The following is an 11,943-nucleotide window of genomic DNA, read 5'->3' as shown; positions in this document are numbered from 1 at the left end:
GGCGCCGGCAGCCACGCCCGCCCCGGCGGCGCCTGCTGCCGGCAGCGCCGCCTCCTAGAGCGCTCGCGATGCGAATGCGCGTCATCAAGAAGTACTTCATCACCGGGCTGTTGATCTGGGTTCCCCTGGTCATCACGGTGTGGGTACTGGGGCTGCTGGTCGCCACCCTGGAAGGGTTCGTGCCTGGCTTCCTGTCCTCCGAATCGCTGTTCGGCCTGGACATTCCCGGTTTCCGCTTCGTCCTGGTGATCGCGGTGGTGCTTCTGACGGGCGTGTTCGCCGCCAACCTGATCGGCCGCACGATGGTCGACCAGTGGGAAAGCCTGCTGGGCCGCATCCCGCTCGTGCGCTCCATCTACAACTCGGTCAAGCAGGTCAGCGATACCGTGCTTGCCCCCAACGGACAGGCGTTTCGCCGCGCGGTGCTGGTGCAGTATCCGCGCGCGGGGGCCTGGACCATCGCTTTCGTCACCGGCACGCCCAGCGGTGAAGTGGCCGACAGCCTGCCTGGCGACCACATCAGCGTGTACGTGCCGACGACGCCCAACCCCACGTCCGGCTTTTTCCTGATGGTGCCTCGCGCCGAGGTGATCGACCTTCAGATGAGCGTGGACGCGGCCCTGAAGTACATCGTTTCCATGGGCGTAGTCGCCCCGGCCCCGGCGGCAACGCCCGTGGTCCGGCCGGCTGCGCTCGCTCCGGCGCCGGGCGTGCAGGACGCACCCCGCGCCGATTCGTAACCCTTACACACCAAGCACACAACGGAGTCATCCCGCATGCGTACCTGCTACACCGGCCAGGTTTGCCGTGACCATCTCGGCCAGACCGTCACCCTGTACGGCTGGGTGAACCGCCGCCGCGACCACGGCGGGGTCATCTTCATCGACCTGCGCGACCGCGCGGGCCTGGCGCAGATCGTGTTCGATCCGGACAACGCCGCCTTCGCCACTGCCGAACGCCTGCGCAATGAATTCTGCGTCCGCGTTACCGGCCTGGTGCGCGAGCGTCCGGCCGGCACGGCCAACGCCGAACTGGCTTCCGGCGAAGTCGAAGTGCTCTGCAAGGAAGTCGAGATCCTGAACGCGTCGGTCACCCCGCCGTTCCAGCTGGACGACGACAACCTGTCGGAAACCACCCGCCTCACGCACCGCGTGCTGGACCTGCGCCGCCCGCAGATGCAGCGCAACCTGATGCTGCGCTACCGCGTGTCCATCGAAACCCGCAAGTTCCTGGACGAGCTGGGCTTCATCGACATCGAAACCCCGATGCTGGCCAAGAGCACGCCCGAAGGCGCGCGCGACTACCTGGTGCCCTCGCGTGTGAACGCCGGCCACTTCTTCGCGCTGCCGCAGTCGCCGCAGTTGTTCAAGCAGATGCTGATGGTGTCGGGCTTTGACCGTTACTACCAGATCACCAAGTGCTTCCGCGACGAAGACCTGCGCGCTGACCGTCAGCCGGAATTCACCCAGATCGATTGCGAAACCTCGTTCCTGAACGAGATCGAAATCCGCGAGATCTTCGAGAACCTGATCCGTCACGTGTTCAAGGTGGTGCAGGGCGTCGACCTGCCGTCGCCGTTCCCGATCATGCCCTGGACCGAAGCGATGCGCCGCTACGGCTCGGACAAGCCTGATCTGCGCGTGCAACTCGAGTTCACCGACATCACCGACGTGATGCGCGACGTGGACTTCAAGGTGTTTGCCGCCGCCGCCACGGCGCCCGGCAGCCGTGTGGTCGCCTTGCGCGTGCCGGGCGGCGCCGAGATGTCGCGCAGCGAGATCGACGCCTACACGCAGTTCGTCGGCATCTACGGCGCCAAGGGCCTGGCCTACATCAAGGTCAACGAAGTGGCCAAGGGCCGCGACGGCCTGCAATCGCCCATCGTCAAGAACCTGCACGACGCCGCGCTGGCTGAACTGGTCAAGCGCACCGGCGCCCAGGACGGCGACATCATCTTCTTTGGCGCGGACCGCGAGAAGGTCGTCAACGACGCCATCGGCGCGCTGCGCGTGAAGATCGGCCACAGCGAATTCGGCAAGAAGACGGGTCTGTTCACGGCCGGCTGGAAGCCGCTGTGGGTGGTTGACTTCCCGATGTTCGAATACGACGAGGAAGACGGCCGCTACACCGCCGCCCACCACCCGTTCACCAGCCCCAAGGACGGCCACGAGGACTTCCTGGAATCCGATCCCAGCAAGGCGTTCGCCAAGGCCTACGACATGGTGCTGAACGGCTGGGAAATCGGCGGCGGCTCGGTCCGTATCCACCGCGAGGAAGTGCAGAGCAAGGTGTTCCGCGCGCTGAAGATCGGCGCCGAGGAAGCCCGCGAGAAATTCGGCTACCTGCTGGACGCGCTGCAGTATGGCGCGCCTCCGCACGGCGGCATCGCGTTCGGCCTGGACCGCATCGTCACCATGATGACCGGCGCCGAATCGATCCGCGACGTGATCGCCTTCCCGAAGACGCAGCGCGCCCAGGATCTGCTGACGCAAGCGCCCTCGGAAGTCGACGAGAAGCAACTGCGCGAGCTGCACATCCGCCTGCGCAACGTCGAAAAGGCGTAACACTTCCGAAGCGTTTTTGGCGCTTCGGAAGCGGTGTCTGACACCCAGGTGCGGGGCTCTCGGATTGAAGGGCCTCTCGCACGGGTGTCAAACACCGGTGCCGAGCTCGCGCTGTCCGCAAAGATGGGACGGCCGGCTGAAATGGAGTAATCTGGCTAACGCCGCCAACCACGGCGGCGGCTGGCCAGAGGACCTTCCGGGACCCGGCCGGCAGTTCCCAAGATTTGAAAGGCGCCATTGCTTCCATGTCGCTCATCCGAGTCGTCAGCTACAACATACACAAGGGCCGTTCGGCACTAGGCCGGCGCGACTCCCTGAATGAACTTCGCCTGGGCCTGTATGGCCTGCGCCCAGATCTGGTCTTCCTGCAGGAGGTCCAGGGCCGCAACGAGCATAAGTCGCTGCTCGACGCGCAGCACGAATCCCTTGCCGCGGCCTTGCGGCTGGATGTGGCCTACGGCCGCAACGCCGTGCGCCATGCCACCGATCATGGCAACGCGCTGCTCTCGCGCTATCCCATCATCGACCACGAAAACCTCGACATTTCCGATCACCGTCTCGAGCAGCGTGGACTTCTGCACGCGCGCGTCGAGGTCGGGGATCGTGCCGTGCATTGCTTCGTGGTCCATCTGGGCCTGTTCGCCGGCAGCCGCAGCCGCCAGATCCTGGCGCTGACCGAGCGCATCAAGCGCATGGTGCCCGATGGCGAGCCGATCCTCATCGCCGGCGATTTCAACGACTGGAACGACAGGCTGGCGCCGATGTTCGTGCAGCAGCTCGGGTTGTACGAAGTGTTCTCGCATGCCCCGCGCAGCCATGGCGGCGATCTGCCGCGCCTGCGCGACTCGGTCAAGCGGCTGTCCAACGCTTTGCGCGGACTGCCCAATAGCGGCGTCTCGGTCATGGAGCGCACCAACCAGCTTGGCATGGGGGGAAGCTCGTTGCTCGCGCCGCCGCCGCGAACGTTCCCGGCGGTGTTTCCCTGGTTCCGCCTGGACCGCATCTACCAGCGCGGCTTCGCGGTGCGCAGCGCCCGCGTGCTGCGCGGCCGCGAATGGGCCAAGCTGTCCGATCATTCCCCCTTGCTCGCGGAGCTGGAACTCCCGTGAAGGACGAGCAGGACAGGCTGGAATGGGTGCCGGGCAACGATATCCGTCTGCTCCAGAATGGCGCCGACTTCTTTCCCGCGCTGTGCGCGGCGATCGATGCCGCCACCGTGAGCGTGCATCTGGAAACCTACATCTTCATGATCGACCGCACCGGCGCGAAGGTGCTGGAGTGCCTGGCGGCGGCCGCGCGCCGTGGCGTGAAGGTGCGCGTGGTGCTGGATGGGTTTGGCAGCGCCCTGCATGGCGAGCGCGTGCGGGTCGCGCTGACCAATGCAGGCGCGCAGTGCCGCATCTTCCGGCCTGAGCCGCGCTGGTTTGCGCGGTACGTGCCGTCGCGCAGCCGCCTGCGGCGCCTGCATCGCAAGGTCACGATCATCGATGGCCGCATGGCGTTCATCGGCGGGATCAACGTCATCGACGACTACGACGATCTGGATCCGACCGACGGCCTGACGGGACCGCGGTTCGATTTCGCCGTGCAGGTCGAAGGCCCGCTGGTCACGCAGGCGGCCCACGCGCAGGAACTGTTGTGGGTGCGCCTGAACTGGGCGCGTCTGCGGCGCCACCCGCGCGACTGGCATCGCCTGCAGCTGCTCAAGCCGCGCGACATCCCCGCGCCGCCAGGCGGCATGCTGCGCGCCGCGCTGGTGCTGCGCGACAACCTGCGCTTTCGGCGCACGTTCGAGCGCGCCTATCTGTTCGGCATCTCGCGCGCGCGCCGCGACATCCTGATCGCCAATGCCTATTTCTTTCCCGGCGTGCGCTTTCGCCGCGCGCTGGCCAAGGCCGCGGCCCGCGGCGTGCGGGTGCGCCTGCTCTTGCAGGGCAAGGTCGAGTACCGGATGCAGTATCACGCCACGCGTTCGCTTTACGACAAGCTTTTGCGCGACGGCATCGAGATCTACGAGTACATGCCGGGCTACCTGCACGCCAAGGTCGCGGTGATCGACAACGTGGCCACCGTGGGCTCGTCCAACCTGGACCCCTTCAGCCTGCTGCTGGCGCGCGAGGCCAACGTCGTGGTCGACAGCCAGCCGTTCGCGTGGGACCTGCAGGAACGCCTGGAAACCGCCATCCGCGAGGGCGGGCGCTTCATCCGGCCGCTGGACTATCAGCGCCGGGGATTCGTGCGGCGTTGGATCGACGCGGCGTCCTATGCGCTCTTGCGGATCGGCGTGGCGCTCACGGGAACGTCGGACAAATACTGAGCACGGGCGCACCCCGGCGCGGCAGTAAACTACCCGCTTTGGAGGCCTGCCCTCCGATCAGGCACAACGCAATGAGCATTCTCGTCACCGGAGGCGCCGGGTTCATCGGATCCAACTTCGTGCTGGATTGGCTGGCGCTTGGCGATGAGACGGTCGTCAATCTGGACAAGCTGACCTACGCCGGCAACCGCGCCAATCTGGACAGCTTGGCGCACGACGCGCGCCATGTGCTGGTCGTGGCGGACATCGCCGACACGCATCGGGTGACCGAGGTGCTGCGCCAGCATCGTCCGCGCGCCATCATCAATTTTGCCGCCGAAACCCACGTCGACCGTTCGATCGCGGGCGCTGGCAATTTCGTCAGGACCAACGTCGGCGGCACGTTCGGTTTGCTGGAAGCCGCCAGAGCGTTCTGGAGTGAACTGGACGCCGCCGCGCGCGATGCGTTCCGGTTCCTGCATGTGTCGACGGACGAGGTCTACGGCTCGCTGGCGCCGTCCGATCCGGGCTTTACCGAAACAAGCCCCTACCAGCCCAACAATCCCTACGCCGCCAGCAAGGCGGGCGGGGACCATCTGGTGCGCGCGTGGGCGCAGACTTACGGACTGCCGGTGCTCATGACGCACTGTTCGAACAATTTCGGCCCCCGGCAGTTTCCTGAAAAGCTGATTCCCCTGATGATCCATCACGCGCTGGCGGATAAACCATTGCCCGTTTACGGAGATGGCTTGCACGCGCGCGACTGGCTGTATGTCGCCGACCATTGCGACGGCTTGCGCAAGGTGCTGGAAAGCGGCCGGCCCGGCGAAACCTACAACCTGGGCGCGGGTAACGAGCGCACCACGCTGCAGGTCGTCGAGGCGGTGTGCGCCTTGCTGGATGTCCTGCGGCCGCGGCCCGATGGCAGGGCGTACCGCGGCCTGATCGCGCTGGTCGCCGACCGGCCCGGCCACGATCGCCGCTACGCCATCGATGCGCACAAGGCGCGGCAGACGTTGGGTTGGCAGCCCGCCGAAACGTTTGCCTCGGGCCTGGAAAAGACAGTCCGGTGGTATCTGGATCATCCGCAGTGGCTGCGTGATGGGGCAGGGCACGCGCGCCCGGCTCAAGGAGATGCGCCATGACGGCAACGGGCGCGCGCAAGGGGATCATCCTGGCGGGCGGGTCGGGCACGCGGCTGCATCCCGCGACGCTGGCGGTGAGCAAGCAGCTCATGCCCGTCTACGACAAGCCCATGATCTATTACCCGCTGACCACGCTGATGCTGGCGGGCATACGCGAGATCCTGATCATCTCCACCCCCGACGACCTGCCGCGGTTCCGCCAGTTGCTGGGCGACGGCGGGCAATGGGGCCTGTCGCTGGAATACGCGGTGCAGCCGGCGCCCGAAGGCCTGGCGCAGGCGTTTCTGATCGGGGCGGACTTCATCGGGCAGGCGCCCTGCGCGCTGGTGCTGGGCGACAATCTTTTCTACGGGCACGATTTTCACCAGCTGCTTGCCGACGCCATGACGCGGCAGGCGGGCGCCACCATCTTTGCCTATCATGTCCAGGATCCGCAACGCTACGGCGTGGTCGAGTTCGACGCGCATGGCAACGCGTTGCGTATCGAGGAAAAGCCCGCGTCGCCCAAATCGAACTACGCGGTGACCGGACTGTATTTCTACGACAATCGGGTGATCGACCTGGCGCGCCAGATCCGTCCGTCCGCGCGCAACGAGCTGGAAATCACCGACGTGAATCAGGCGTACTTGGAACTTGGGGCGCTCAACGTCGAAATCATGGGACGAGGGCATGCGTGGCTGGATACGGGCACGCACGATAGCCTGCTTGATGCATCGCAGTTCATTGCGACGCTTGAACGCCGGCAAGGCTTGAAGGTGGCATGCCCTGAAGAGATCGCATTCCGTAAGCGCTGGATCGACGCGGCGCAACTGGAAGCGCTGGCCCGTCCTCTGGTCAAAAGCGGCTATGGCCAGTACCTGATGAACCTTCTTACCCGGCTGCCTCATTGATGCGCGTGACGCCCTTGTCCTTGCCCGAGGTCCTGCGCATCGACCCCGTGATGCACCAGGACGACCGCGGCTATTTCGTCGAGACCTATGTGCAATCGGTCTTTGACGCGGCAGCCGGCCGGCCGGTCCGCTTTCTGCAGGACAATCAGTCGCACTCGCGGCGCCATGTCCTGCGCGGCCTGCATTATCAGACGCTGCAACCTCAGGGCAAGCTGGTGCGCGTCACGGAAGGCGAGATCTTCGATGTCGCGGTCGATATGCGGGAAGGATCGCCCACGTTCGGCCAATGGACGAGCGAGATCCTGTCGTCGGAGAACCTGCGCCAGCTCTGGGTGCCCGAAGGGTTTGCGCACGGATTCCTGGTGCTGTCCGAATACGCCAACGTGGTCTACAAGACGACCGCGCCGTACCTGCCGGCGCATCAGCAATGCGTGATGTGGAATGACCCGGCGATTGCGATTGCATGGCCGGTGCAGGCCGAGCCGATATTGTCCGACAACGACCGCCGAGGTCTCGCCCTGGCGCAAGCGCCGCGGATGGCGCCGGCCTGAACGGGCGTTCAGCGGGGGCGCTTCATCCCGACCAGTCCCAACGCCAGCGCGGTGCCCACAAGAATGATGCCCGCGCCCGCGAGGATAGGCGCGGTGATGGCTTCGTCCAGGAACCACGCGCCCCAGACCACCCCGAAGATGGGAACCAGGAACGTGACGCTGACCGCGCCGGTCGGGCCGACGTTGGCGATCAGCCGGAAGAACACGATGTACGCGGCGCCGGTGCACACGACGGCAAGCAGGACCGTCGCGCCCCAGGCCTCCCAGGACACCGGCTGTTGCGGCCAGGTGGCCACGGCAGCGGGCAGCAGGACCAATGCCGCCGACACCATGCTGCCCGTTGCGCTGGTCAAGGGGTCCACGCCTGTCAGGAACCGCTTCGTCCAGTTCGCGGCAACGCCGTAGAAGACGGGCGCGGAGACGGCGGCGAGCACGGCAAAGCCCGTGCCGCCGGATTGAAAGTCGAGCTTGTCCCAGACCAGCACCACGATGCCGGACAGACCGATCAGCAGCCCCAGCGAACGCGTCCACGGCAACCGGTCTTTCAGCCACAGCCAGCCGATCACGGCGCCCCATACCGGCGTCACGGCGTTGGCGACGGACAGAAAGCCCGCGCCCAATGACTGGGCGGCGTACGCGTAAAGCAGGAAGGGCAGCGCGGCATTCAAGGTGCCGACCACGAGAATGGCTTTCCAGCGGCGCGCGATCAAGGGCAGCTTGTTGCGCCAGATCGCGGCGGGCAGGAGAAATAGCGCGGCCAGTCCCACGCGCAGTTCGATGAGCGCCACCGGCCCGAACTCCGGCACGGCGACGCGCATGAAAAGAAAAGAGCCGCCCCAGACGGCGGCTAGAATCAACAGGTCCTGCAGATCGCGGCGTTGCATGTTCAGCTCTGAATCAACCGTGGCTGCGGCTCGTGACCAGGTTTCTCATCTTCACCCGGTGCGCCAGCACCGCGCACGTGAGGGAGAGGAAAATACACAGGATCAGGCCGGTGCGCACGCCCGAGAGCACCGTGCTGTGGGAAATCAGGATGCCGACCACGGCGGTGCCCAGCGCACTGCCGATGGCGCGTGTCGTCTGCACCAGCGCCGAGGCGACGCCCACGTCGCGCCGCTCGCTGAGCATCTGCATGAAAAGCGTCAGGTTGGGCAGCAAAAAGCCCAGTGCACAGCCGTTGACGAAGAATGCGCCAAGAATCCACCACGCCGACGTGCCTGGCGAAATCAGCAGCACCATCAGCGATCCGGCCGCCAGCAGGACGCCGCCGAACACCATCAGGCGCTGCGGCTCGGTCTGCTTGGGAAACATCCGGCCGTTGATGATGCTGCCCACCGAGATCGCGGCCACCAGCGGCGTCAGCAGCAGTCCGGCCTGACTGGGCGTATAGCCCAGCACCTGTTGCAGCAGCAACGGGCTGTAGAAGATCAGGATGAACATCACCGCGCCGACCATCATCGCGGCCAGGTTCAGCAGGCGCGGTTCGCGACCCGAGAGCACGCGCAGCGGGAAGATGGGCGACTTCACGCGGCGTTCGGTGGGGATCAGGATGGCGATGGCGGCGGCGCCAACCAGCGCCAGCGTCAGGCCAAGGATCGGGTGCGCGTGTTCGCCGCTGGCAAAGGCAAGCTCCAGCGCGGCCAGCGGCGCGCCCACGGCCAGCACGAGCAGGATGGCGCCAAGCCAGTCGATCTTGCGGCTGCCGTCATGGATGGGCCGGATGCGCGGGAAATAACGCGCCAGGAGGAAAAACGCGCCCGCGGCCGCGATGGGCGAGATGAAGAACGCGGCGCGCCATCCCAGGGCCTGCGTGGCCGCGCCGCCCAGCACCGGACCGATGCCGCTGGCCATGGCGAATGCGGCGGACACCAGCGCCATCCATCTGACCCGCTGTTTGGCGTCGGGGAACAGGTCCGCCGGCGCGGCGAAGGCGGTGGCGATCATCATGCCGCCGCCCACCCCCTGCAGGGTGCGGAACACGATCAACTGCGTCATGGACTGCGCCAGGCCACAGGCAATGGAGCCAAGCGCGATGATGAGCACCGACACCAGCATCAAGGGCTTGCGGCCGAACATGTCGCCCAGCCGGCCAAAGATCAGGATGGAAGCCGCCGTGGCAAGCAGATAGCCCGTGCCGACCCAGGCATACAGCGCCATGCCGTTCAGGGCCTCGGCCACGCGCGGCAGCGTGGTGCTGATGATGGTGGAATCCAGGGCGGCAAGCACCACGGTGGCCGACACCCCCGCCATCGCCATCAGCAAGTCCCGTCTTGAGCGTGCGGGGTCAGTGGCTGGCTGAGCGGGTGGCGGCGGCGGAGTCATGCCGCTTAGGATATCACCGGCACCCTAGGGTTATCACTTGTAAAAAGCGTGGTATCCCCAGAATACGGCGATCACCAATACGACCAGCATCCAGGACCAACGGGAATTGGACAGGCCCCGCGGTTCGGGTTCGGGCGGCGGTGGCGGGGGCGCCAGACGCGGCTGGGCTGCCATATGGTCGATGAAGGCAGTGAAGAACTTGTCGACGATTTTCTCGGCGGCCTTCAGGAGCACGCCTTCCCCGCACTCGCCCAGCTTGCCGCCTGCCATGCCGGCCACGGTGTAAGCCACGCGGGTGCCCTCGTCCTTGGTGGTCAGGTTGACCTGAGCCGTGCCGATCGCCAGGCAGGCGGCTCGCCCCTTGCCTTCGAACACCAGCGTGCAGCTGTTCGGGGCGTTGACATCGGAGAGCAGGATCTCGCCGTCGTAGTCGGTGTCGATACCGGCGATCTTGGCGCGCAGCGTGACCGCGTACTCGGTCGGACTGCGCATGGCGACTTCCACACACCCCGGAATGCACTTCTGTAACACTCGCGGGTCGGTCAACGCATCCCAGGTCTGGTGCTGCGTCGAAGGAATCCATTGGGCATCGGCAATGCGCATGGCTGTCTCCTTGTGGAAGCGTCACCCTATTCTTGCGCTAATTGAGCTTTTTATCCACTCTCGACCCTCGCGGCGGATGCTCGGGCTACCCTGGCGGTCGCCAGCGGACGGGTCCACACGCTGAACGGGGCTCGACCCGCGAAGAGAAGAGTAGTGCGGTGATCCGGGAGCGAGGTAAAATCCCGGCCGGACCCCACCAAGCAGGATCGGGGCCCCTGGGGAGCCCACGTTTTTAGGCGAAAACCCCACAAAATACGCCTATTTAAGCACCGCGGTGGCATTAAATCCCGTCCGGTCCCCCGCTGGCCGGCCTTAGCCACTAAAATTGCGCGAAAATCCAAATCCGGTGTTTATATGGTTTATGTGCTAGTTGCATTTTTGATCTCGCTGGTAGTCACACTATTGCTCGTGCGATATAACACGTTGCACGCCAAATATACCGCTGATCATGATGTGTCCGGCGTGCAGAAGTACCATATTATCCCGGTGCCGAGGGTCGGCGGCGTGTCGATAATCGTTGCGATGTTTGGTATTGCCGTGCTTACCGCATTCCGTGAATCGCCGCTGCACCAAGATCTACTGACTCTGTTGGCTGTGTCGCTGCCCGCCTTTTTGGGCGGGTTGGCTGAGGACCTGACGAAAAAAGTCCGAGTGCTGGTGCGGCTCGGGTTGGCAATGGTTTCTGGGGCGGCTGCCTATTATTTCCTGGGTGCCCAACTCACGCGGCTGGACATTATTGGCGTGGATTGGCTACTTCAGTTCACCGCCATTTCGTTCGTGCTCACTTCAGTTGCAATGGCGGGTGCGGCGAATGCTATCAATATCATCGACGGATATAACGGTTTGGCTGCCGTCATATCGGCCATGATATTCGCCGGCTTTGCGTACGTATCGTATTACCTTGGTGATCGCCTGCTCCTGGTGACGGCCGTCGGCATGATCGGGGCATTGGCCGGTTTTCTCGTTTGGAATTACCCGCGAGGACTGATTTTTCTAGGCGACGGCGGCGCATATTTTGTGGGGTTCATGATCGGCGCGCTTTCGGTACTCATGTTGGCCCGTCATCCTGACGTTTCAGCGTGGTTTCCTCTGTTGCTGTGCATTTATCCCGTATTTGAGACATTGTTCTCCATATACCGCAAGAAGTTTCTCCGCGGCCAGTCGCCAGGCATGCCGGATGGGGTCCATCTACACATGCTCATCTACAAGCGGCTCATCCGGTGGGCAGGAGGAACAGAGGTGCGGCATCAGACCCAGCGCAATGCAATGACTTCGCCGTATCTTTGGCTGCTGTCGTCGTTTGCGGTCATCCCGGCCGTTTTGTTCTGGCAGCACGAATATATATTGATCTTTTTTGTTTTTGTTTTCTCCACCACTTATTTGGTTCTTTATCGGAAGCTCGTCAGATTTGATATGCCGAAATGGTTGGTCATGAGGCAGAGGAAACGGCCGCGCCGTAGAACTCCCAAAGCCTGAATGCGCGGCAGCCGAGTTTGCTGATAATTTTTAGTGTCCGAAGGAATTTAATATCTTGCCGTCAATAGCGAAGTGCGTCGTCATATCGGCGATATT

Annotated in this window: 11 protein-coding genes; 8 read left to right on the top strand and 3 right to left on the bottom strand. The window is 64.4% G+C overall.

The features are described 5' to 3' along the window. Window positions 1–74: 74 nt before the first annotated feature. The 7 genes from HV786_RS23590 (at window position 75) to rfbC (ending at window position 7,446) form a co-directional block, all read left to right on the top strand. Window positions 75–740 carry a DUF502 domain-containing protein gene (locus tag HV786_RS23590; protein WP_373980788.1) on the top strand — a complete coding sequence of 222 codons (666 nt, stop codon included), beginning with the start codon at window positions 75–77 and terminating at the stop codon, window positions 738–740. A 36-nt stretch (window positions 741–776) separates the two neighbouring features. Beyond that, a complete protein-coding gene (aspS, locus tag HV786_RS23585) occupies window positions 777–2,564 on the top strand; it encodes an aspartate--tRNA ligase (RefSeq protein ID WP_128829612.1) in 1,788 nt (595 codons plus the stop codon). Between the two features lie 245 nt (window positions 2,565–2,809). Beyond that, window positions 2,810–3,673, top strand: coding sequence for an endonuclease/exonuclease/phosphatase family protein (locus HV786_RS23580; protein WP_056327159.1), 864 nt, complete (start codon window positions 2,810–2,812; stop codon window positions 3,671–3,673). Further along, entirely contained in the window at window positions 3,670–4,881 is a 1,212-nt protein-coding gene (gene clsB / locus HV786_RS23575; RefSeq protein WP_175211942.1) for a cardiolipin synthase ClsB, read from the top strand. Before HV786_RS23580 ends, clsB begins: the two co-directional genes overlap by 4 nt. Before the next feature lie 71 nt (window positions 4,882–4,952). Next, on the top strand, window positions 4,953–6,005 hold the full coding sequence (gene rfbB / locus HV786_RS23570; protein WP_175211941.1) for a dTDP-glucose 4,6-dehydratase: 1,053 nt from the start codon (window positions 4,953–4,955) through the stop codon (window positions 6,003–6,005). Next, window positions 6,002–6,895 (top strand): glucose-1-phosphate thymidylyltransferase RfbA, encoded by an 894-nt coding sequence (gene rfbA / locus HV786_RS23565; protein WP_128828672.1) that lies wholly within the window; start codon window positions 6,002–6,004, stop codon window positions 6,893–6,895. Before rfbB ends, rfbA begins: the two co-directional genes overlap by 4 nt. Continuing rightward, on the top strand, window positions 6,895–7,446 hold the full coding sequence (rfbC, locus tag HV786_RS23560) for a dTDP-4-dehydrorhamnose 3,5-epimerase (protein WP_128828673.1): 552 nt from the start codon (window positions 6,895–6,897) through the stop codon (window positions 7,444–7,446). The genes rfbA and rfbC overlap by 1 nt, the downstream gene beginning before the upstream one ends. An 8-nt stretch (window positions 7,447–7,454) precedes the next feature. Here rfbC and HV786_RS23555 read toward each other — a convergent pair whose 3' ends face one another. The 3 genes from HV786_RS23555 to HV786_RS23545 all read right to left on the bottom strand — a co-directional run bounded on the left by HV786_RS23555 (window position 7,455) and on the right by HV786_RS23545 (window position 10,371). Beyond that, complete coding sequence (locus HV786_RS23555) at window positions 7,455–8,330, bottom strand: DMT family transporter (RefSeq protein WP_056327168.1); 876 nt, start codon at window positions 8,328–8,330, stop codon at window positions 7,455–7,457. 13 nt (window positions 8,331–8,343) lie between these two features. Continuing rightward, window positions 8,344–9,702 carry an MFS transporter gene (locus HV786_RS23550; protein WP_175211940.1) on the bottom strand — a complete coding sequence of 453 codons (1,359 nt, stop codon included), beginning with the start codon at window positions 9,700–9,702 and terminating at the stop codon, window positions 8,344–8,346. Between the two features lie 99 nt (window positions 9,703–9,801). Beyond that, entirely contained in the window at window positions 9,802–10,371 is a 570-nt protein-coding gene (locus HV786_RS23545; protein ID WP_056327172.1) for an SRPBCC family protein, read from the bottom strand. 354 nt (window positions 10,372–10,725) lie between these two features. On the opposite strand from HV786_RS23545, the gene HV786_RS23540 reads away from it, so the two are divergent. Next, window positions 10,726–11,847 carry an MraY family glycosyltransferase gene (locus tag HV786_RS23540; protein ID WP_128828675.1) on the top strand — a complete coding sequence of 374 codons (1,122 nt, stop codon included), beginning with the start codon at window positions 10,726–10,728 and terminating at the stop codon, window positions 11,845–11,847. Window positions 11,848–11,943 lie beyond the last annotated feature (96 nt).

The organism is Achromobacter mucicolens, from assembly GCF_902859725.1.
GTDB classification, from domain to species: Bacteria; Pseudomonadota; Gammaproteobacteria; order Burkholderiales; family Burkholderiaceae_B; genus Achromobacter; species Achromobacter mucicolens.
The sequence above is the reverse complement of the archived record's forward strand: the minus strand, read 5'-3'. Positions and strand labels throughout refer to the sequence as shown.